The sequence below is a fragment of the Aeromonas sp. SG16 genome (assembly GCF_024436135.1).
Classification (GTDB): domain Bacteria; phylum Pseudomonadota; class Gammaproteobacteria; order Enterobacterales; family Aeromonadaceae; genus Aeromonas; species Aeromonas jandaei.
Genome location: NZ_JANFNW010000001.1, coordinates 138,278 through 159,683, shown reverse-complemented (window position 1 = coordinate 159,683; position 21,406 = coordinate 138,278). Strand labels below are relative to the sequence as shown.

The window sequence follows — 21,406 nt, the reverse complement described above, 5'->3', positions numbered from 1 at the left end:
AGGAACCCCATGAAAGACACGGAAAACCCCTACTGCGGCGCGGTAGTCATCGGGTTGGGCGTCGTCATGCCACACCCCAAGCTGCGCGGCAAGTTTGTACTGCCAGGCGGGACCATCTGCAACCGGTCACAGGCCGAAGCAGCCGCCAAGAAACTCCACGACCTGCAGGCGAAAGCCCGCAACTAACCTACCAAAAGGACCTCTGACCATGAATCACTCCGTACTCAAATCTGCCAGCGTCTACAGCGCCAAGCTCCCGACCATCAACGCCCTGCGCGAACACCTGTCCGAGCTTGCCTTCACCCCTCTCACTGAAAACCAGCTCAGCTGCGCCGGGTTCGAGAACAATCAGGTGACCGGCGAGCTGGTTACCAACCTGCCCGGAGTCGGTTTCGCATTCGTCGTGCGCCAAGACACCAAGCTCATCCCGACCAAGATCGTCAACCGCAAGCTCAAAGAGCGCGTTGACGAACTGCTTGCCTCCGGCTTGTGCGAGAAGGTCTCTCGCAAACAGAAGCAGGCCATGAAGGAGCAGCTGATTGTCGAGATGGCCGCCACCGCTGAGTATGAAACTACGCTCATCCACGCCCTGTACGACCAGAAAAACGAGCTGCTGTACCTCAATACCACCACCAAGCGCCCGCTCAATGTGGTTATGCACCTGCTGGTGAAGTGCATGGGCTCGCTCAAAACCCAGACCATCCACATCGACAACATCAAGATGGGTATCAGCAACCGCCTGAAAGACTACCTGACCGATAGCGCAGAACGGCCGGAAGCGCTCGGCCCCTTCTCCCCGCTCCAGTTCGTCAAGCTCAAGTCTGCCGACACCGCGCAAGAGATGGTGACCTTCAAGGGCATGGATCTCAACGGCGATCGCGCTTCTGACGTGGTTTCCCTGCTGGAGGCTGGCTATCAGGTGGAGGAGCTGGAGCTGTGGCACGAGCCCATCAGCTTCAAGCTGAACAGCGATTTCAGCCTGCGCGCCATCACCATGCCGGATTATGACTCCGACGATGATGCAGACGATTACGCTCACCACTGGAGCCAGTGCAACGCAGCCAACCTCATCCTGCTGTCAAAGGCCATCACCGACCTCTGCACCATGATGGACTACCAGGCACCGGCAGAGGAGTAGGCAGCATGACCGAACACACCAAGGGCCTTCTGGCCCTTTTTCGTAACGGCCAGTCGGTCGGATCAGTCGATGGCTACGGCGTCTGTGAGCTCTGGCCCAGAACTGATGAAGGCTTTCCCAACTGCGAAGGAAAGGAAAACGGCCGCCGCATCGTCGCCTGCTGGAACCTGCTGGACGGATATGCCACCGAGGATCTTGAGGGCATGAGCCTGAGTGAGTTCGTGGCCAACCACCCAGAGCTGGCAGAGAAAGCCCTTATCGCCGCTTATGCCAGCCTCTTCGTCGAGCGCGGCGCCAACAACTATCTGGAAGTAAAAGGGGCTCGGCCTGAGCTTGGCCCCTTCACCATCACCCTGCAGCGCACCGAAGGGCTCACGCCAGTTGAGAAGCTTGAGGCCATGACCAAGCAGCGGGATGTGCTGCTCGATGCGCTGAATGGCGTGCATGGAGTGATGAACAACAGCCAAGGCGTGACTGGCTGGCACAAGAGCGGCGACATCGCCAGCTGGGATGAGCTGCTGCCGGAAGTGGCCACCGCCCTCGAATTTGTGGAAGGAGAGCAATCGTGAAGCGATACAACTGCACATCGAGCGACAAGCGCGGCGCGTTTGGGCTCTGCATGGAAGAGCACAAGGAGGGGGCTTTTGTCCCCTTTTCAGAAGTAGGGCCACTGAATCAGCGCATTAATCAGCTCCTTGAAGAGCGAAGCCGCACAGGGATGGATATAGATCGAGCCATTCTCTGCGGTAAAGTTCCAGAAAAAAATGGCCTAAAGTCACGCTTAGATCTGCTGGCCAACCACCACAAGCGCGAGCTGGAGCTGGAGAGACTGCTGCGCGAAGCGAGAAGTCCGCTCATCTTCGCAATGGAAGAATCAAGCGAAGATAAGTCAGTGGCGATTGAAGAGCTGATTGACAGCATCGACTCCGTGCTGGCAGGTCAAGTTACTGAGTGCATCAGCAGCAATGCGCTCGCCATGATGATGGATGAGCTGCACGACATCTGCGTAGGGCTTGACGCACCAGGAGGTGCGCAGAACGGCGCGGAAGTGTGGGATCAGGTTAAGGCGGCTCGCGACAGAGTGCTGGCTAGCCTGCGCCATGGTCGTCATGACACCGAATGGACTGATGCCACCACCTCACCGGTCGCCGCCGACTACCGCGAACTGCAGGAGCAGCACGACCAGTTGCAGAGTAAGCACAAGGTGGCGCTGGATCTGCTGCAGAAGTCGCATGAGGTAATGCGCCGCATTATCCCGCCATTGCCGCAAGACTGCGCCAATCGTGGTGATCTGCTTGATCGCATCGAGGTGGCGCTGGCTGGCAAGATGCCAGACCAACCAGATCAGCCGCTCGATATGGTTCATGGTGCAGATACATGCCAGCGAAAAGCCATGAGCCTTGACGAAGCAATCCAGCACGCGATTGAAAAATCAAATGGTAGTGGCGAGTGCGCTGAGCAGCACATTCAGCTGGCTATATGGCTTGGCCACTACCAAGCCATGCTTGAAGCTAAGCCACAAGGAAGACTTATTACCGAAGGTCAGGAGCTTGAGCTGATAACCGTGCTGCAGTCCATCGTGAACGGGTTCAGTGATGACCCAGCCCACGACGCCGCTGCGCTGCTTAAGCGGATTGCCGGTGAAGTGCCGTGGACTGGTGACTCCTTCCAGCTTCCGCCACGCCAAGGAGGTGAGCCGTGCGCTACCGAGCCCCCATCATCCAGCCCGGCCTGACTCGGGAAGAAGCATCCGACGCCAGGGAGAGATACCTCAAGATCAACCCCGGAGCCAAAGTCACCATCGACAGCCAGCCAGATAACCCCCAGCTCAAGACCCTGATAGCCCACCTCCCAGTGCTGCCGTTCCGGCGCGTCATGGAGCCCGGCTTTATCGGGTACAGGGGGTGGCGATGCTGACTGACCCCAACAAGCAGGCGGCTCTCGAGCGCGCCCTGCACCAGATAGCCCAACTACAGGCCAGCCAACCAGCTGGCCTTCCTATTTCCACCGAGTCCCGCGCTGGCTTTCGCTGCCGGAGCATCGAGCGCGAGCACGGCCGCGATGTGTACCGCGCCCAGTGCCCCTACGTCGGGATCTCGATCAGCATGAAGGATGTGAAATAGCCATGGCGAAAATCTATATTGCTGGCCCGATGAGCGGCTTGCCCAACTTCAACCGCGACGCCTTCAACCAGGAGGAAGATCGCCTTCAAGGCCTTGGCCATGTGGCGCTCAACCCTGCAATCCTACCGGATGGCCTTGAGCAGCACGAATACATGGCCATCTGCATCGAAATGGTCAAGATTGCCGATCAGCTGGTACTGCTCCCCAACTGGGAGCGCAGCGCCGGGGCCACCGCAGAGCACGCACTGGCCATCAAGCTCGGCAAGCCGGTGATCCTGACCTCCATCCTGCATGAGGAGGCGGCGTGACCAAACAAAAGGCGGCCGGGATCGCAATCCTGGCCATTAGCATTCTGGCCGTCATCGTGGCGGCCGACCTGTTTGTGAAGGGTGGCTGATGGCTGACAACAAGGAATTTGCCGAGCAGATCGCCGCCGCTATGGCGGATCTCGGTACCGAGGAGGCTCTTGGCTGCATGGCCAGGGTGATGTGCTGGGTCGCGGCAGACCACGGCCAGCCCATCCAGTTCGAGTGCGATCTCGGGGTGGTGACAATCGAACCAAAGCAGCAACCGCTGCAAAGTTGAGGATGCATTAATGCCAAAAGTTGGGTTTAGTATGAACGGCTGGCGCAGAAACCTAAGTGAAGAGGTTCGCTCGCTCAGGGATACGGCCAAGCAACTACTTAATGATGAGGAGTTAGACCGAGACGAGCTCAGGCGCGTAGTTGATGAAATCATATGTATGAGCAATTCAGTCAACTGCGTCAGCATAGAAGGCGAAGAATTGTTCTCAGACATGTCGGATGTCTACGTGCCAATCCTTGATGAAGAGGATTAACGGCCCTTCCTTAAATCCAATTGGCGCCCCATCCTCAAGGACAGGAGGGCCACGCCAATGCAACAGCTACAACTCATCGACCAGAGCAGCCAACTGCTGGACGATCTGGTTAATACCGTACTCTCCCCCACCCTTTCCCAATCGGCCAAGCTCGCCGAGATCGGCCGCATCCTGGCTCACTTCGACTTGCCAATCGAAGCGCCGCGGGTAACCGGACAGCTATGGAGCGCAACCGATCTGGGCAAGGAGTTGGGGGTTAGTGCCCAAGCCATCGGCAGGCTGGCCAACCAGCACAACTTAAAAACCACCGAACTGGGGGAATACCGTCTTGACCAGGCGGCCAACTCCCGCAAGCAAGTTCAAACCTTTTACTACAACCAGCTCGGGCGTCACCGACTCGAGTCTCTTTTAACCGCGAGGACCAAACCATGCAGCAATTTGTCTACCCCTGCGCCAAGTGGGTAAGGCCAAAGCTTTTCGCTGAACTTACCGGTATGACAGAGAAGGCCGCCGAAGGACGGCGACTCAAAGGAGATTGGCCAGAGGGGTTGGTATGGCGCCGTGCCCCTGATAACCAGATTCGTTACAACGTTGCGGAGTATGACAAGTGGGTAGAGTCAAGCATGATGATCTAGTGGCTGGCGTCACCGGATTGGAAGTTCATGGCAAAAAACTGCGCATCAACTTCACCTATAAAGGCGTCAGGTGTCGGGAGGTATTGGACCTCCCCATCACAAAAGCGAACGTGAAATTCGCAGCCAACAAGCTGGCCACAATAAAGCACGAGATCGCCATCAACACCTTCAACTACGCCTCTCACTTTCCAAACAGTGGAGCGGCGAACAAGTTCGGCCCGGTGAGAAAACGCCATCAGCTTGGGAGCGCCTACGCTGAGTTCTGGCAACTGCTTGAGCCAACTCTCAAGCCGACCACCAGAAAGATCTACCCGTATGGTTTCAAGTCCTGCATTTCCATTCTCGGCGCCGATCGGGACATGGCCAGCTTTAAGCCAAAGGATCTCGAGCGGCTGCGTAACGAGCTTATGGTGCAACTGCGGCCAGCCACGGTGAACACCTATCTGAAACGCTTTTGCCAGTTTCTGCTATGGTGCGAGAGAAACGACATCATGAAAGATGCCAGCAAGATGCTGGCGGCCGTAAAGCTGGTATCCTCCAGCAATGTATCACCTGCCGACCCGCTCGAATACTCAGAGTACCTGCTGGCGCTGGATGCCTGCACTCACGTTCAGCACCAGCGCATGATCACCATCTCTGTTTATACCGGCCTGCGCCCCGGTGAGCTTCGCGCTCTGGCGTGGGAAGATATCGACTTCGAAAAGCGGACGATTACGGTAAGGCGCAGCGTCAGCCCTGGTGGCGACTACTTCAAGCTGCCAAAGACCGGCTTGGTTAGAGTGGTTGATATGCAGCCACCAGTGATAGAGGCGCTATCTTGTCAGCGTGAACTCACTTACTCAAGAAAGCCTGTGGTGATCAGCGTTGACCTGGAGGACGGTAAGGAAACCATATCCGTTCGGCCAGTGTTCTCGCCGAAGCTGACCTCTACGTTTGAACACAACTCAGGATACTGGTTTACCCAGTCTGGCTTTGTGAGCATGTGGGTTCGGGTGGTCGAGCGATCCGGGATCCGGTATCGCCGTCTCTACCAACTGCGGCATACTTTCGCCAGCTGGAATTTGACATCGCACGGAAACCTCGCTTATATCGCCGACCAGATGGGTCACGCAGATCTTGAAATGCTTCAATCCGTTTACGGGAAGTGGATCGCGTCAGCCAGCAAATCTGAGGCTGCACGGATCTGGGAACTGATGACGTCAAAAGGCCATTTTGCCCCAACCACGCCCCAAGAAAACGGCGAATAACTATAAGGCATTGTTTTTAAAGTGGTAAAAACTTACATCTACTACCCCGGTATGGAGGTACGTGACGAGCTCTGGCTCAAGTTTGCTCTGCTCTATCTGGAGCGGCTCGCCTTTGTCTTCACCGTCAGCGAAAAGAGCGGTCTCACCGCCCTGCAGCAAACCCTCGAGCAGGAGACCGATCTGCTGGCCGAGCGACCCGATGCCGCCTTCTTTGCCACCATCACTCCACAACTAGAAAGCCAGTTAAGCGGTTTGCTTGCCCCCGATTTTGTCCGTCACAAGGTGTTTGGCAACAAGGAGCTGGTCACCCGCTGGCGTCAGGGGGCCAACCACGACTGCTTCTGTCCGGATCAAGCGGGGCTGGAGCGGCTGCATGGCTTTTGCCTCAACCATGGTTTTGCCAGCCGGGATGAGGGGGGGATCAGAATGGCACGGCGCTTTGCCAATCTGCTCTCCATGCGTCTCGCCCGTGAGTGGGCACTCGCCAATGACGGGGCGCTCATTACCGATCACGACTATCTGGACCGCCTGCTCCATCTGCTCGAATCCCGCTACCACAATCGCGGCGGTCAGGATTGCTTCCACCTCGAGATCCCGTTGCAAGTACCCACTCACCTCGGCGAGATTTCTTTTGCCGAGCTTATCGCCCTGCGCTGGCGCAGCGGCTTTCGCCAGCAGTTGGCCGAATTTCATCTGGCCCTCGACAACCTGCTCACCATGCTCGGTAGCGGCTATGCCGATCCGGCGGCTCTGACCCGCTTCGAGCAGGCCCGGCAAGGGCTGAATCAACTGCTCGGCCCCGAGACCATCAGCATGCCACTCACCACCCTGGTCAGCACCAGCCTGCCCGCCGTGGCGATGCTCCATCAGTTAAAGGCGAGCCATCCCGAAAGCGACCTCATCTTCCATCCCATCAAGAAGAGCCACTTTCACCAGCGCAAGAGCCAGCACTTCTTCACCCGGCTCGGTCATCTGCGCCAACCGGGCTGAATTGGCTGAATGAAAAAGGGGTTGGCATCTGCCAACCCCTCTCGTTTTCTGCAGCCTACCAATCATCAACCCGGTGATTGGCCCGCTCTTGTGCGTCACGGCGCGCTTCCATCGCCCTGTCACGGCGGATATTGGCAGGGGTACAGGCAAACTGTTTCTGATAACAACGTACAAAACTCTCGGAAGCGGGTTCGAAAGGTGAATAGAACCCGGTACGTTCAGGAGAAACATGGTGATCAGCATGATTGGTAGTGGCACAGCCCGAACTCATCAGCACCAGCAAGGGACACAGAACACGCAGCAAAAGAGAACTCCCGATTGGATTTGAATGAACTCGCAATTATTCAAAAATTAATTCATCCAATCAATATTTATGCATTTAAAATGGTTAATTACATTCACCTCAATGGCTGTCGGCAAAACGCTCAACGGGTGATGGTGCCGGCATCACTGTCAGGATGCACCACGCGAAACTCGATGCGATCGCTGTTGCCCGCCTCATCCACCACCACCAGCTGATAACGACCCGCCACACTCAGCACCTGATCCCCATCCCAGCGCAGCCGCTGGCCGTTGAGAAACCAGGCCGGCTTGCCGACACCGCCGAGCACCTTGGGCTGCAACCGATAGCGCTGGCTGCGGATAAGGTTACCCTCCCCCAGCGCCACGATGCGAATGGGGGCCTGCTGCTCGGCGCTCTGCCCCTCTCCTGCACAACCGCTGGCCAGCAGCGCCTGCCGTCGCTCGCCGGAGGACCGCCACGGCTCCAGCGACAATGGCCAGAGTGCCCAGAAGCCAGATTGCGCCGCATCGGGGCAACGGGTCAGCGTCGGCTTGCCCGCGGCGGTCAATGCAACCTGACGCAGCGGCGAGGGCCAGTCCATGGGATCCGGCAAGGTGGGAGGATCGCGCCCTTCCAGCAACCAGGCGCTCTGATGCTGCAAACAGGCTTCAGGCAGGGTCGCGCTGGCCTTGCGTCCCAGCGGCCAGCAGATCTCTGCTTCGCTCACCGTATTGGGCTGTGCCGGCAGGGGGCTATTGTCAGCCAACCGCGAGTAAACGGAGAGCAGCAGCGGCACAGCTGCACTCTGACCGTAAAAACCGGGCAAGGGGGTGCCATCGGGGCGCCCCAGCCAGACGCCGATGGTCCAGCGACCTGAGACCCCCATCGCCCAGCTGTCACGATAGCCATAGCTGGTGCCGGTCTTCCAGGCCAGTCGGTTGACCCGGCCAGTCGCCTCGCTGGCAAAGGGCTGATCCGCCCGTCCCTGCGCACTCAGGATCTGCCAGATGATCCAGGCCGCTCCCGGGCTCAGCAAAGGGCGCGACACCGCCTGCTGCCCCGCCAGCCAGACCGGCATGGCCACCTGCCCCTCACGGGTCAGCGCACTGTAGAGCGCCACCAACTGCTCAAGCCGAATGCCCGCCGCCCCCAGCGCTATGGCCGGATTGGGCTTGTCGGAAAGGGCCAGCCGCACCCCGGCGTTGTCGAGGCGGCTGACCAGTTTGTCCGGCCCCAGCGCCTCCAGCACCTGCACTGCCGGCACGTTGAGGGATTGCTGCAGCGCCTGGGCGAGGGTCACCGGCCCCTGAAAGGCGCCGGAAAAATTGGCGGGACGATACTCCGAGCCCAGTCTCGGTGCATCGGAGAGCAGGGAGGCCGAGTGCACCAACCCTTCATCCATGGCCAGACCGTAGATGAAGGGCTTCAGCGTAGAGCCGGGAGAGCGGATCGCCTGCACCATGTCGAGGTAACCGTGGCGGCGCAAATTGCCATACTCGGCGCTGCCTACATAGGCGCGCACCGCCATGGTTTTGTTATCTACCAACAGCAACGCCGCTGAGGTCTGCTCGGGGAAGCGACGAATATAGCTGGCCACCCGCCCCTCCAACCAACGCTGCAGATCCCCGTCTATGGTGGTGTGCACCAGCGCCCCGGCCTGATTATCGGCGGCAAGGCGGGCAAACAGCGGCGCCTCCATCGGCGTGAAGTGACCGCGGGCCAGCACCGGCTCGATGCGCCCCTCCAGCCACACCTGTTCGGGCCAGACGCCCTGCGCTACCAGTCGCTGCATCACCTTGTCACGGGCGGTGCGGGCCCGCTCGGGATGGCGGTCCGGCCGGTTGCGGCTGGGAGCCTGCGGCAACACCGCCAACAACGCCGCCTCGGCATAGGTCAGCTTGGCCGCACTCTTGCCGAGATAGGCAAAACTTGCCGCCTGCACACCCTCCAGATTGCCGCCAAACGGCGCCCGGTTGAGGTAGACGGTGAGCAGGGTGCGCTTGTCGTAGTGCCACTCCAGCTGCAGCGCGCGGGCCATCTGGCGCAGCTTGCCGGGCACGCTCCGGTGGTAGGGCTCGATAAGACGCACCACCTGCATGGTGAGGGTCGAGCCGCCCGATACAGCCCGCCCATAGCGCAGCCACTGCCAGACCCCGCGCACCATGGCCACCGGATTGACCCCGGGATGACGCCAGAAGTAGCGATCCTCGTAGCCGAGCAGCGCCTCGATATAGCGGGGGGAGACCTGCTCCAGGGTCACGGGGTAACGCCACACGCCGCTGGTATCGGCAAAGGCGCGCAGCGGTCGCCCCTTCATGTCGAGCACCACCCGTGCGTAGGCAGGGTCGAGCGGTGGCGGCGGGAAGAGTCGATCCAGCGCCAGCAATGACAGGATCAGTGCTACAACGCCCAGCACCGAAAAGCGCAGCCAGCGTGGCAGGCGACCAAGCCAGCGCCAGCCAGCGCGGCCGCTGCGAACTAATTTCAGCCCGCCACGCTGCCAGAAAGTGAGCGGGCGAACCCGCTCAAGGGAGGGAATGTTACTCAGAGATGATCACCTCATGGATATCCTCACCCACGGCACGCAGCTCGGGGCGGTACATATCCTCCACCTGGGTCGGCGGCACCTGATAGCGACCCGGCGTCACCGCCCGCATCAGGTAGACCAGTTGCTGGTTGCTCCCCTCGCTCAGATCGAGTGCTGCCGTGTAGCGGTCATCGCGAAACTCCTGATGCTTGAGATAGTCGTTCCACTCGCTCTGCCACGCCGGTTTCCCCTCAATGGAGAGCTCTTCCAACTTGATGCTGTTGCCAAGGGCCGGGTTCTCCAGCTCGAAGCCGGCGGGCACCATTTCTACCAGCAGGGCATCGGGCACCGCCGACTCGCTGCTGACGTTGAGCCGCACCACCACCAGATCGCCCACCTTCACCTTGGCGGGATCAAACGGCTGACCGTCGCTATTGAACCAGCTACGGGTCACGCTCATCCCCTTGCTGATCCGTGCCGGTGCCTGCTCGGGGTAACCGACCAGAGTGCGCTGCACATAGAGGGAGCCCTTGCCCTCGTTGGTGACGGTGCTCGCCGCCAGCGCCTCGGGGGCGCCCTGCTGCAACGGAGCCGAACCGCTCAGGGATCCACTGCCAAGAGAGGAAGTCACCCTGGCCTGCCAGTCGGCGGCCGGATCGAAGCGGGCGAGTCGCAGCAGGGCGAGCCGCTCCTGGGTGCTGAGCCACTGACGATGGGCCAGGGTATCGGCCACCTTGGAGCTGAGAGCAGGCCAGCGCTCCGCAGCCAGCTTGTGCTGGCGCAGCAAGGAGAGCTCAAGGGCCTGATCGCGCAGCGGCGAGCCGTAATCACCCAGATAGTCATCACCACGCTCGGTCGCCAATGCTTGGCTGAGGGCCTTGGCGGCGTTCTGCTCATCCCCCATGGCCGAGAGGGCCAGCGATAGGTGCAAAAGCGGCAAACCGGAGCGGGCGTGATCAGCCTGCTGCTCCCAGATAAGGCGCAGGGTAGCGAGCGGTGCCTTGCCCACCCGGGCCAGCACATAGGCACTGTAGGCCTGATAGGCCAGCCGGCTGTGCTCGGGGGCACTGCTCCAGCGCTCACCGTACTGACTGTCGGTGAGATAGTTTTGCAGCCGGTTCAAAGCCTGATTGAGCATCGCCTCCGGCACTGCGTCACCCGCCTCCTTGCGCGCCAGCAGATAGTCAGCGGCATAGGCGGTGAGCCACTGCTCCTCGTCGGAGCGACCATCCCAGAGGCCAAAGCCACCGCTTGGCAGTTGCAACCGCTGCAGCCGTTGCAGCAGGGCACGCAGCACATCCGCCTCGCTCGCCGCTTTCTTGCCCTCTGCGGGTTTGCGCCAGGCGGCCCGCTCATCGGCCGTGGTCAGCAAGTAGGGCCAGGCACGGGACAAGGTCTGCTCCAGACAGGCATAGGGGTAATCGGCCAGCGCCTGCCACTGGGCAGCCGGATCCCAGGGGGGAGTACCGGAGAGGCTGAGCAGCCCCTGCAGGTTGGCGCGATCCAGCCCGACCAGCTCAGCTGGCGCGAAGCTCATCTGTTGGCCGGGAGCCAACATCTGATAGCGCTGGCGAGTCTCGGCAGGCCAGGGGGAGCGCAGCGGCAAAGTCCAGTCGCGGCTGATGGCAAAATCCTTGCCGCTGGCCGCCAACTGCAGGCTTGCCACGCCGCTCGCCCCGGTCACGGTGAGCGGCAGGGTCAGCCACTGCTCCTCGCCGTTTTTAAGGGAAAGGGTGCCGGGCAGCTCGCCATTTGCCTTGAGCCCGCCGTTGAGGGTCCAGACAAGGGAGAGGGTCAGATCCTCGCCGCTCATGTTGCGAAGCTGCACCAGCGCCCGGGTCTCATCCCCTCTCGCGCCAAAGCGCGGCCAGCCGATCTCTGCCACCAGCGGCGCCACTACCTTGACGGCGCGCTCGGCCTCCCCGACTTGCTGTTCGTTCCAGGCCAGCGCCATCAGCGCCAGTTCGCCGTTGAAGTTGGGCAAATCGAGCGGGATCACCGCCTTGCCCTGCTGGTCAAAACTCACCTCGCCGCTCCACAGTGCGGCGATCTCGACCCGACTCTCCAGCGCGCCACCCTTTTTCAGCGGCGCCCGGTCACCCCCATAATTGAGGCGGGCCAGCTTGCCATCCTGCGGCGGGATCACCTGGCCGTAGTTGTCGAACAAATCTTGAGCGAAGCGCTTGCGACCAAAGAAGATCTCGAACGGGTCGAGCGGCTGGTAGTCGCTGATATTGAGCACGCCCCGATCCACCGCCGCCAGCACCACGCGCCCCTGACTGTTGGGGGTGGAGGTGGCGGTCACTTCCAGCCGGGTAAGCGGCACCGCTTTATCCGGTGCGCTCAGGGTAAGCGGCAGACGACGCGTTTCCCGATCCAGGGTGAGCGGCACCAGTCCGACCGAGCGCAGGCTCTGCCCCTGTTGCTTGCCGGACGGTTTGGACGCGCTGTCTGGCGCGGCGATCTGGGCCGAGATATGCAGGTCATGACGCTGCCACTCGGGACTGACCGGGATCTCGAACTCGCCGCGGGCATCCTTGGCATCGCCACCTGCGCCCTTGAGCTCGATGCGCTGCCACCAGCGCAGGCCGTCGCCATCCTCCACCAGCAGCAACCCCTTGCCGGGGCGCGGCGCCACAAGCGTCACTTGGGCCTTGTCACCCGCCTGATAGGCGCGCTTGTCGAGAGTGATAGCAATCTTGTCGGGCCGTGCCTGCTCGCCACCGCCGCCCCAGGCGTAGCTGCCGATCTCTACCCGCAGGCTGGATTGATGGCCCTGACTGTTCTCCACTTCCAATCGATACCAGCCCGCCGCCAGTTGCAGCGTGAGCGGGGTCGGCCCCTTGCCATCCAGCTGCAGGGTCTGCTCCTGCTCCAGATAGGGCTGGCTGTTGAACTCGTACTTCCACCCCTCGCCATCGGCGTAGTGCCAGTAGTAGTCGCGGTACTCGTTGATAAGGCGCACCTTCACCGCCCCCGCCACCGGTTGGCCTTGCTCATCGAGGTTGAGGATCTGGAAGGGGAGCGGCTTGCCCCCCTCTACCCGATCCGCCACGAAATCGGCCTTGAGGGCCGGCCACTGGCTGCCTGCAGGCCAGCCATACTGGGTGCGGCTGCGATTGACAGCGCGGCCACCGGGCTCGGCGAGCGATACCCGATAGGCCACCTCCAGCGGCCCGAGGGCGCGCACCCCATCGAGTTCATCAGCAAGCGAAAAAGTCCCCTGCCCCTGCGCATCGAGGGTGAGATTGAGAGGCTCGAGATCCTTTGCCTGCTCGGCAAGCAGCACGTCACCCAGAGTGAACTCCTGCCACTGGGTAAAGGGCATGATGGCGCGGCTGATCTTTACCTCAGCCTTGGCCTTGGTGGCACTGGCCGGCGCGCCGTAGAGATAGTCCCCCTGCAGTGGCAGGCTGAGGGCGGCATCCAGACTCGTCACTTCCCCATCCGGCCCCTTGCCAAGCTGCAGTTTCAGCCGCTCCGGCAAGAACTCCTCCACCAGAAAGGGCCACTCGAAGCGACTGCCGGCGGCGGTCTTGAGGTTGATGGTCCAGCGCCCGAGCGGCGCATCATCCGGCAAACGCAGACCGTAGTGGGCAGCGCCAAGGCTATCCGGTAGCAGCCGCTTTTGTTCGAGCAGCTGGCCGTCCGGCTGTTTCACCTCCAGCTCTACCGCCATGCCCGGCAGCAGCTGGCCATCCTGCCCTTTTAGCAGGATCTCGCTGTCGAGCCGCTCGCCGGGGCGATAAAGGTCGCGCCCACTGAACAGATAGAGCTGCTGGGCCTGCCAGGGCTGGGTACCGAGATCGAAGGTGGAGAGATCGAGCGCAGCCCCATCGAGACGCAGCACCGCCAGATGGTTGCCCTGTTCGGCCAGCAGCAGGCGAGCCCCCTGCACCTGATCGAAGCGACGATGGCCCTGGGGATCGGTGGTTTGCACCTGCAACCGGTTGCCTTTCTCGTCGAGCAGGGAGAGCTGCACATCCTTGAGCGGGTCGGCGCTGGCCAGGGAGCTGACGAACACCTCAAGCTCATCGCGGTAACGGCGGGCACTGAGCCCCATGTCGCTCACCGCGAAATAGGTGGTCTCCTTGCGCCAGTCGTAATTGCCAAGGGGCGACATCACTGCAAAATAGACACCAGCCTCCGCCAGCTGCGGCTCCTTCACATTGATGAGGCGGGTCTCGCGCCGGTTGGCATCGAGCTCCAGCGCATAGCGGCCGCTGAACACCCGCTTGGCCCGCTTGGTGATCTGCTCAAGCTCCCAGTTGCCTATGCCGGCACCGGGGCGATACTCGGCCAGAAAGCGGGGCAGGTATTCGGCATCGACCCGGAAGAAGTCGATATTGACCTCGTCCACATTGACCGCGCTGATGGGCAGGCGCAGCTCGTCGCGCAGCGGCAATACCATACCGCTGGCGGTAAAGGAGGCCCCCGCCTCCAGCGGCCGGGTCTTGAGGGTCCAGCTCTGGGGGGATGGGCCCAGCCCCGCCTTGAGGCTCACCTCATAGCTCTTGTCGGGCTGCACGTTCGGGAAATAGAGGGTGCGACCATCGTCGGCCAGGATCCACTCCCCCTGCACCTGCTTGCCCCCTTCACTGACCCCGAGCCAGCTCTGCCAGTTTGCCTTGGGCACCAAGGGGCCGGAGAAGACCAGCGCCAGCGCTGGCGCATCCCGATATTGGCGGGCATTGGCTTGTACCACGGCGCTTGGCGCGCCCGTTTCCTGCTGTGCGGCAGGCTGTGTAGTCGGACCATTGGCGACAGGCTTGTCGGGGCCGCAACCGGCCAGCAGCAAACCGGCCAACCCGGATAGCAGCAGGGCCGACCAGCGGCGACGATTCAGAGGGTGTGCTCCTTGGGCAGAGCGACGGGAAACCGGGCGAGCGTGAAAGAGGCGCATAGATTCCATCCTGGCTGGGATCCGCTGCAACAGCAGCGAGGCAGCAAACAGGATAAAGCATCGAGCGCCCCTGACACAAAGAGGATTCTCGCGACAACAGGCAGAAGCAACCTTGCTGCGACAACGGCCGCCCTTTCAGAGCGACCGAACACTCAGCAGACCGAAATCAACGGAGGGGGGATTGCTCTCTTTTGGCGCCGCCCTTGAACCAGCGAAAGAGGATGGCCGTGATGGCGATAAGGAAGAGCACCAGAGAGGTGATAAGCAGCATGCGGGTCAGCAGTTCGCTGTGTGCCACAAAGAAAGGCACCGTCATCGCCAGCTTGCCCACCAGACTCAGACAAAGTGACCAGAGCACGGCGCTGGCGAAACTCGCCACGCACATGCGCAACACGCTCAGGCGACCTATCCCCATCAGCATGGGGGTCAGCACCCGGACGAACGGAATAAAGCGGGAGGCAAACATGGCCAGAAAACCATACCGGTTCAGCAGCCGGGTCGCTTTGGGCAAACTGTCTGGCGGCAACATCCGCTCGATATGCTCCATAAAGCGGGTGCGCTGCAGCGCCCTGCCCTGCAGATAGGCAAGCACGGAGCCAAACCCCGCCGCCAGCGGCAGATAGATGAGCGTCACTTCCGTCCCCAGAACGCCCATTCCCACCAGTCCACCGGCCAGCAGCACCAGGCTGTCTCCCGGCAGGGGGAGAAAGACAAACGCCGACTCCAGCAACAGCACCAGCATCAGACAACAGATGAGCATGGGCACCGCCTGCATCTGGATCAGGGCATCAAAGTCCTGATGCCAAATGGCCATCAACATATCCAGCATCTCTTACTCCCTACCACAACGTTCACCGTGAACGAGGCAGGGGTTATAGCACTCCCCCCATGAACAAAACGTTAATTTTGTCTCGCAGAGAGAAAAAAATGCGGCGAAATGGCGCCGGGCGGCAAAAAGAAAAAGCCCCTCATCTTGCGCGCACAAGGGAGAGGGGCAAACAGGCACAGAAAGGGGTTACTCGGCAGTAGCCATCTGCCAGGTTTTAAAGCCGCCGGAGAGGTTCTTCACCTTGAAGCCATGCTGGCTCAGCAGGCGGCAAGCAACGTGACCACGCAGCCCGACCTGACAGCTGATCAGCAGCTCTTTCTCCTTGGGCAACTCATGGAGGCGACCACGCAGCTCGTCGAGAGGGATATGCATGGCACCCGGAATGCGGCCCAGCTTGTCAAGCTCTGGGCCGTTGCGCACATCCACTACCTGCTGGTGAGGATTGCGAGCCTCAACCTCGGCCACATGGCAGAGCAGGGTATCCCCCTTCAGGTGGTTGCTTGCCACAAATCCGGCCATGTTGATCACATCCTTGGCCGAGCCAAAGGGCGGCGCATAGGTGAGCTCCAGATCCTGCAGGTCAAACACGGTGAGACCAGCGCGCTGGGCCACTGCCAGCACGTCGATGCGCTTGTCGATGCCATCCTTGCCCACAGCCTGGGCGCCGTAAATCTTGCCATCGGGGGCAAACAGCAGCTTGAGGCTGACCGGATGGGCGCCCGGGTAGTAACCGGCGTGGCTGCCCGGATGGACATAGACCTTCTCGAACGGCAATCCCAGCTGCACCAGCCGTTTCTCGTTGAGCCCGGTGCTGGCCACCGCCAGGTCGAACAGCTTGCAGATGGCTGTCCCTTGCGTCTTCTTGTAGGTTTCGCTTCGGCCCAGCATATTGTCGGCGGCGATGCGCCCCTGCCGGTTGGCCGGGCCCGCCAGCGGGATCAGCACAGATTCGCCGGTGACGAAGTCAATCTCCTCCACCGCATCCCCCACCGCATAGATAAAGGGATCCGAGGTGCGCATGCCGGCATCCACCTTGATGCCGCCGCGCGGCCCCAGCTCCAGCCCCGCCTTGGCGGCGAGCAGGGTTTCCGGTTTGACGCCGATGGCGAGGATCAAGAGACCGGTATCAAGATGGGAGCCGTCATTGAGGGTCAGGCGCAGGCCGCCGCTGTTGGCGGTAGCCACGGCGGCGGTTTTCTCGGCGGGCAGATCCAGACTCTCGATGGCGGTGAGGCCGGTGCGCAGGCGCAGGTCGATCCCCTCTTCACGAATGCGGGCATGGAGCATGTTGGCCATCTCCTTGTCCACCGGTGCCATCACCTGATCGGAGAGCTCCAGCAGGGTGACATCCAGCTTGCGCTGGTGCAGCGCCTCCATCATCTCCAGCCCGATAAAGCCGCCGCCCACTACGGTGACGTGACGCGGCCTCTCGTGGTGAAGAGAGGCCAGAATCCGGTCCATATCGGGGATATTGCGCAGGGTATGCACCCGAGGGCTATCGATACCGGGGAAAGCCGGCCGGATCGGTGCGGCGCCCGGGCTCAGCAGCAGCACGTCATAAGGTTCGCGCTGCTCTTCACCGGTTTGCAGGTTGCGCACCAGCAATGTCTTGCCTGCCCTGTCTATCTCGATCACATCGTGAAAGACTCGCACATCGACGTTGAAACGGCGCTTGAAACTCTGGGGAGTCTGCAGCAGCAAGGCATCCCGATTGGGGATATCCCCCCCGATGTGGTAGGGCAGACCGCAGTTGGCAAAGCTGACAAACTCGCCCCGCTCGAACATCACGATCTCCGCCTCTTCGCTCAGCCGGCGTGCTCTGGCGGCCGCCGATGCGCCCCCCGCAACCCCACCGATAATCAGGATCCGTTTCATCTGCAAGACTCCTCCTAGAAGATAATGGCCAATAAATTAGCAACCTCTAATTTAGATTTCAATGAAATTTTGTTTCCCTCGATTTTGCAGTATTCTTGCAGCCCCGACGGTTGCTTAACAGGATGTTGTTCGTTCATGTCGTCTACCGCTCTCAGTCATCTTCCCCCTGCCCTCCAGACTCCCCTTTTCTTTCGTCTGGATTTGCGCAGCCAACGGCTGGTCGCCCTGACCGACGTGATGCAAACGCCGCTCTACTGGCTCGACGAACCGCGCGCCCCCTGGCCTGCCCAGCTGCCCACCGATCTGCGCCTGCCCATCGAGCAGATGCTGGCCAATGGCCATGGCGGCAAACTCTCCCTGCGCTTTGGTGGCCAGCTCTGGCACATTGCCATCGCCCACGAGCAGGATGGCTTCTGGCTTATCTGCCTGCAGCACCGGCATCTGGAGCCGGTTTCCGAGCTGGCACTGCAACTGCCGCGCCTTAGCCAGATGGCGAGCCAGCAACAGTATGCTCTCCTGCTGGAAACCCTCAAGGATAGTCTGGGCGCCGATCGACTCATTCTCTGGCACTATCAGGCCAACGGCGATCTGGGCTGCGAGCAGCTCACTCCCGTCTTTACTCTGGGTGTTGATGGCATCTATCCCATTCGTGGCGACAGCCGCTATATCCGTGCCCTGCGCACCCGCAAATCCCTGAGCTTCTCGGAAGCGGCCCATCAGCCGATGCTGAGCAACCACCTCTATCTGGCCAGTGCCGGCGTCAGCTCGCGCCTCGACGGTGCCATGCTGGAGCAGGACAAGCTCTTTGGCGTGCTCAGCATCGAATATCTCGACCCGACTCCTCTTGGCGACGAGATGCTGCAACTGGTGCGCCACTGCGCCCAACTGCTTGGCCACTGGCAACCGGTGCAGGAGGAGAGCGCAAGCGACCTCGCCCTGCCTGCCGAGCTGCACCAGCTCACCGGCATTGACTACTGCAAAACGTTGCTGCAATGGGCCAAAGCCGCCAGCGGTGCACGTGCCGGCTGGATCGGCGAGTTCCAGCCACGGGGGCAGGATCTCTGGATCATTCCCCGCTGCGTCCTCAACGAGGAGACCTTCTCCGCCCTCAAGCCCCTGCAGATGGATCCGGGCCCCGGCAGGGAGCTGTTCCAGCACGGGCAGGCCATCTATGTGGAAGATCTGGCACTGCGCTATCCCAAGGCGCACCGTCTGCTGGCCCTCAATGCCAGGGCCTATATCGGCATCCCGCTGCACAACGCCGGGGGCACGCCAACCGGCCAGCTCACCCTGCTGCTTGACGAGACGCTGAGTGACCCGGAGCCGCTGCTGGATCTCTTGAGCAGCCAGCACGAGCGGGCCGCCATCGAGCTCAAGCGCCTTGCTACCGACGACGCCCTGCGGCTGGCCGAAGTGGCCTTCAATACCCACGATGGCCTGCTGGTGATGGATCACAACGGCATCATCCTCAAGGTGAACCACTCCTTTACCCGCATCACCGGATTTGGCGAGGTGGAGGTGGTTGGCCACTCCATCCGCAAGCTGCGCCCCACCTACTACGGCGATCACCTGAAAGAGGATGTCAGTCGTGCCGTGGCCGAGCAGGAGTTCTGGCTGGGTGAGGAGCGCTGCCTGCATCAGGATGGCCACCTCTTCCCGGTGCGCCTGATGGTGAGCGGCGTGAAGGATGAGCGGGGGGAACTCAGCCACTTCATCTGCAGCTTCTACGACATCACCGAGGAGAAAGAGGCGGCCAGACACATAGAGCAGCTCGCCTACTACGACGATCTCTGCGGCCTGCACAATCGCCGCAGCCTCAACACTATTTTGCAGCGCACGCTGGAGACGTCCGATGGCCAGTGGGGGGCATTACTGCTGGTCGATCTCGACAACTTCAAGTCGATCAACGACTCCCTCGGCCACGCCTGTGGCGATCTGCTGCTGCAGGCGGTGGTGCACCGCTTCAGGGAGCTGCCACAGGACAATCTGGTGCAGGCCCGCATCTCGGGGGATGAATTTGCCTTGCTCTTTACCCAGCTCGGGCAGGGTGAAGTGACCGCCAAAATTCTGGCAGAGCACTTCGCCCGCGAGTTGATGGGGCTGTTTCGCACCCCGTTCGAGATAGCCGATCACAAGCTGCACTGCAGCGCCTCGGTCGGGATCAGCCTCTTTGCCGGCAACGGCATGGATCACCTCACCCTGATGCAGCAGGCCGACACGGCCACTCACATGGCCAAGCGCGCCGGTCAGGGCAACTACGTCTTCTTTACCGAAGCGATGGCCGAGCAGGAGAAAAACCGCCTCACTCTCACCAACCAGTTGCGCGATGCGCTGCGCCACCACGAGCTGCAACTACACTACCAGCCACAATATCGGGTGGATAACGGCACCCTCTCGGGGGTCGAGGCGCTGCTGCGCTGGCAGCGCAGCGATGGCACCATGGTGCCCCCCGGCGAGTTCATCCCCATCGCCGAGGAGACCAGCCTGATCCTCGAAATCGGCTACTGGGTGATGAAAACCGCCTGCGCGCAATACAGCTTCTGGCTCAACCGCGGTCTGCAACTCCCCCATCTGTCGGTCAACGTCAGCGCCCGCCAGTTCCACACCCAGGGCTTCGTCCAGCAGGTGGAGTACATTCTGCGCGATACCGGCATCCCGCCCTCCCGCCTGTTGCTGGAGGTAACCGAATCCGTGGTGCTGGAGAATCGCATCGAGAGCATCGCCCGCATGCGCCAGCTCAAGGAGCTCGGCATCCTCATCTCCATCGATGACTTTGGCACCGGCTACTCGTCGCTCGCCTACCTGCGGGATCTGCCCGCCGATGAGGTGAAGCTCGACAGAAGCTTCATCCAGACCCTGGTGCACAGCGAGCAGGACAGGGCCATCGTCAAGGCAATCCTCGATCTGGCTCAGGTATTCCGCTTTACCGTCACTGCCGAGGGAGTGGAAGAAGAGGCACAACTGGCCATTCTCAGAGAGCTGGGATGCCAGCATTATCAAGGGTTCCTCACCAGCCGCCCGCTCACCATCAGGGAGCTGGAACAGCTGCTGGACGGCAACGGGCCGGACTAAAGGTGTAGGATCAATAGGGGTTTATGTAATAAAATAACGGCCTGCTCGAATCGTTGGAGTTGTCTATGTCAGTCATTAACCGGATCCCTGCCGTTGAAATCAGTGAACAAGCCGAGAGTCACGGCGCCATTGGCCGGATCCATTCCGTTGAAACCTGCGGTACCGTCGACGGTCCGGGAATACGCTTTATCGTATTCATGCAAGGATGCCTGATGCGCTGCAAGTACTGCCACAACCGCGATACCTGGGATACCGAGGGTGGCCGCGAAGTGACAGTGCCGGAGTTGATGAGTGACATCACCAGCTATCGCCACTTCATGAATGCCTCCGGTGGCGGTGTGACCGCATCCGGCGGTGAAGCCATGCTGCAACCTGCTTTCATCACCGAACTCTTTACCGCCTGTAAAGAGAAAGGGATCCACACCTGCCTCGATACCAACGGCTTCGTCCGTCATCTCGACGAACAGGTGGACAAGCTGCTCGCCCAGACCGATCTGGTGCTGCTCGACATCAAGCAGATCAATGACGAGAAACACATTCCGCTGACCCATGTCAGCAACAGATACACCCTGGAGTTTGCCCGCTATCTGGCAGCCAAAGGCAAGACCATGTGGATCCGCTACGTGGTGGTGCCGACCTGGAGCGACGACGACGAGAGCGCCGAAGGGCTGGGTCAGTTTATCGCCGAGCTGGGCGAGAGCGTCGAGAAGGTGGAGCTGCTCCCCTATCACGAACTCGGCAAACACAAGTGGGATGTGCTGGGTGATCCTTACGAGCTGAGCGGGATCAAGCCCCCCAGCAAGGAGACCATGGAGCGGGTCAAGGGGATCCTTGGCAAGTACCACAACAACGTGAAATATTGATGTGCAAGCAGGCTGACTCGTCAGCCTGCTCTGTTTTCGGGCGGCAGGGATCTGGCTGCCCGGCGTAATCCGACTGCCTCGTG

At 61.0% G+C, this 21,406-nt stretch carries 18 protein-coding genes; 13 read left to right on the top strand and 5 right to left on the bottom strand.

The features are described from left to right. The first annotated feature begins 9 nt into the window (after positions 1 to 9). The 11 genes from NOM67_RS00705 to NOM67_RS00655 all read left to right on the top strand — a co-directional run bounded on the left by NOM67_RS00705 (position 10) and on the right by NOM67_RS00655 (position 6,971). On the top strand, positions 10 to 186 hold the full coding sequence (locus tag NOM67_RS00705) for a hypothetical protein (RefSeq protein WP_255933120.1): 177 nt from the start codon (positions 10 to 12) through the stop codon (positions 184 to 186). 22 nt (positions 187 to 208) lie between these two features. Continuing rightward, entirely contained in the window at positions 209 to 1,138 is a 930-nt protein-coding gene (gene rdgC / locus NOM67_RS00700) for a recombination-associated protein RdgC (RefSeq protein ID WP_255933119.1), read from the top strand. Positions 1,139 to 1,143: 5 nt separating this feature from the next. Continuing rightward, positions 1,144 to 1,707 carry a hypothetical protein gene (locus NOM67_RS00695; protein WP_255933118.1) on the top strand — a complete coding sequence of 188 codons (564 nt, stop codon included), beginning with the start codon at positions 1,144 to 1,146 and terminating at the stop codon, positions 1,705 to 1,707. Then, positions 1,704 to 2,873: a hypothetical protein gene (locus NOM67_RS00690; RefSeq protein WP_255933117.1), complete on the top strand. Its 1,170-nt coding sequence runs from the start codon at positions 1,704 to 1,706 to the stop codon at positions 2,871 to 2,873. The genes NOM67_RS00695 and NOM67_RS00690 overlap by 4 nt, the downstream gene beginning before the upstream one ends. A gap of 175 nt (positions 2,874 to 3,048) precedes the next feature. After that, positions 3,049 to 3,261 (top strand): hypothetical protein, encoded by a 213-nt coding sequence (locus NOM67_RS00685; RefSeq protein ID WP_255933116.1) that lies wholly within the window; start codon positions 3,049 to 3,051, stop codon positions 3,259 to 3,261. Positions 3,262 to 3,263: 2 nt separating this feature from the next. After that, complete coding sequence (locus tag NOM67_RS00680) at positions 3,264 to 3,569, top strand: DUF4406 domain-containing protein (RefSeq protein ID WP_255933115.1); 306 nt, start codon at positions 3,264 to 3,266, stop codon at positions 3,567 to 3,569. A gap of 88 nt (positions 3,570 to 3,657) precedes the next feature. Then, entirely contained in the window at positions 3,658 to 3,846 is a 189-nt protein-coding gene (locus tag NOM67_RS00675) for a hypothetical protein (protein ID WP_041208814.1), read from the top strand. A 10-nt stretch (positions 3,847 to 3,856) separates the two neighbouring features. Beyond that, positions 3,857 to 4,099 (top strand): hypothetical protein, encoded by a 243-nt coding sequence (locus NOM67_RS00670; protein ID WP_041208815.1) that lies wholly within the window; start codon positions 3,857 to 3,859, stop codon positions 4,097 to 4,099. Positions 4,100 to 4,156: 57 nt separating this feature from the next. Further along, on the top strand, positions 4,157 to 4,564 hold the full coding sequence (locus NOM67_RS00665) for a hypothetical protein (protein WP_106843116.1): 408 nt from the start codon (positions 4,157 to 4,159) through the stop codon (positions 4,562 to 4,564). 169 nt (positions 4,565 to 4,733) lie between these two features. Beyond that, positions 4,734 to 5,981: a site-specific integrase gene (locus tag NOM67_RS00660; protein ID WP_255933110.1), complete on the top strand. Its 1,248-nt coding sequence runs from the start codon at positions 4,734 to 4,736 to the stop codon at positions 5,979 to 5,981. Positions 5,982 to 6,032: 51 nt separating this feature from the next. Next, entirely contained in the window at positions 6,033 to 6,971 is a 939-nt protein-coding gene (locus tag NOM67_RS00655; RefSeq protein WP_255935086.1) for a hypothetical protein, read from the top strand. Between the two features lie 55 nt (positions 6,972 to 7,026). Here NOM67_RS00655 and NOM67_RS00650 read toward each other — a convergent pair whose 3' ends face one another. The 5 genes from NOM67_RS00650 to NOM67_RS00630 form a co-directional block, all read right to left on the bottom strand. Further along, complete coding sequence (locus tag NOM67_RS00650; RefSeq protein ID WP_255933109.1) at positions 7,027 to 7,275, bottom strand: hypothetical protein; 249 nt, start codon at positions 7,273 to 7,275, stop codon at positions 7,027 to 7,029. Between the two features lie 121 nt (positions 7,276 to 7,396). After that, on the bottom strand, positions 7,397 to 9,742 hold the full coding sequence (gene pbpC / locus NOM67_RS00645) for a penicillin-binding protein 1C (protein ID WP_255935083.1): 2,346 nt from the start codon (positions 9,740 to 9,742) through the stop codon (positions 7,397 to 7,399). A 52-nt stretch (positions 9,743 to 9,794) separates the two neighbouring features. Continuing rightward, the gene (locus NOM67_RS00640) at positions 9,795 to 14,684 is read right to left on the bottom strand and encodes an alpha-2-macroglobulin (protein ID WP_255933108.1); all 4,890 of its coding nucleotides are present in this window, start codon (positions 14,682 to 14,684) and stop codon (positions 9,795 to 9,797) included. Positions 14,685 to 14,850: 166 nt separating this feature from the next. Then, positions 14,851 to 15,513, bottom strand: a complete 663-nt coding sequence (locus tag NOM67_RS00635) for a DedA family protein (RefSeq protein ID WP_185227358.1) — start codon at positions 15,511 to 15,513, stop codon at positions 14,851 to 14,853. A 186-nt stretch (positions 15,514 to 15,699) separates the two neighbouring features. After that, on the bottom strand, positions 15,700 to 17,388 hold the full coding sequence (locus tag NOM67_RS00630; protein WP_255933107.1) for an FAD-dependent oxidoreductase: 1,689 nt from the start codon (positions 17,386 to 17,388) through the stop codon (positions 15,700 to 15,702). A 135-nt stretch (positions 17,389 to 17,523) separates the two neighbouring features. On the opposite strand from NOM67_RS00630, the gene NOM67_RS00625 reads away from it, so the two are divergent. Continuing rightward, complete coding sequence (locus tag NOM67_RS00625) at positions 17,524 to 20,460, top strand: EAL domain-containing protein (protein WP_255933105.1); 2,937 nt, start codon at positions 17,524 to 17,526, stop codon at positions 20,458 to 20,460. A 65-nt stretch (positions 20,461 to 20,525) separates the two neighbouring features. Beyond that, positions 20,526 to 21,323: a pyruvate formate lyase 1-activating protein gene (pflA, locus tag NOM67_RS00620; RefSeq protein ID WP_201915782.1), complete on the top strand. Its 798-nt coding sequence runs from the start codon at positions 20,526 to 20,528 to the stop codon at positions 21,321 to 21,323. The last annotated feature ends 83 nt before the right edge of the window (positions 21,324 to 21,406 follow it).

Bases quoted from the DNA above. Each gene is read 5' to 3' on its own strand.
- NOM67_RS00670 (WP_041208815.1), top strand. From the start codon at position 3,857: ATGCCAAAAGTTGGGTTTAGTATGAACGGCTGGCGCAGAAACCTAAGT.
- NOM67_RS00680 (WP_255933115.1), top strand. From the start codon at position 3,264: ATGGCGAAAATCTATATTGCTGGCCCGATGAGCGGCTTGCCCAACTTC.
- NOM67_RS00640 (WP_255933108.1), bottom strand. From the start codon at position 14,684: ATGCGCCTCTTTCACGCTCGCCCGGTTTCCCGTCGCTCTGCCCAAGGA.
- NOM67_RS00630 (WP_255933107.1), bottom strand. From the start codon at position 17,388: ATGAAACGGATCCTGATTATCGGTGGGGTTGCGGGGGGCGCATCGGCG.
- NOM67_RS00675 (WP_041208814.1), top strand. From the start codon at position 3,658: ATGGCTGACAACAAGGAATTTGCCGAGCAGATCGCCGCCGCTATGGCG.
- rdgC (WP_255933119.1), top strand. From the start codon at position 209: ATGAATCACTCCGTACTCAAATCTGCCAGCGTCTACAGCGCCAAGCTC.
- NOM67_RS00625 (WP_255933105.1), top strand. From the start codon at position 17,524: ATGTCGTCTACCGCTCTCAGTCATCTTCCCCCTGCCCTCCAGACTCCC.
- NOM67_RS00695 (WP_255933118.1), top strand. From the start codon at position 1,144: ATGACCGAACACACCAAGGGCCTTCTGGCCCTTTTTCGTAACGGCCAG.
- NOM67_RS00655 (WP_255935086.1), top strand. From the start codon at position 6,033: ATGGAGGTACGTGACGAGCTCTGGCTCAAGTTTGCTCTGCTCTATCTG.
- pflA (WP_201915782.1), top strand. From the start codon at position 20,526: ATGTCAGTCATTAACCGGATCCCTGCCGTTGAAATCAGTGAACAAGCC.
- NOM67_RS00635 (WP_185227358.1), bottom strand. From the start codon at position 15,513: ATGCTGGATATGTTGATGGCCATTTGGCATCAGGACTTTGATGCCCTG.
- NOM67_RS00665 (WP_106843116.1), top strand. From the start codon at position 4,157: ATGCAACAGCTACAACTCATCGACCAGAGCAGCCAACTGCTGGACGAT.
- NOM67_RS00685 (WP_255933116.1), top strand. From the start codon at position 3,049: ATGCTGACTGACCCCAACAAGCAGGCGGCTCTCGAGCGCGCCCTGCAC.
- NOM67_RS00705 (WP_255933120.1), top strand. From the start codon at position 10: ATGAAAGACACGGAAAACCCCTACTGCGGCGCGGTAGTCATCGGGTTG.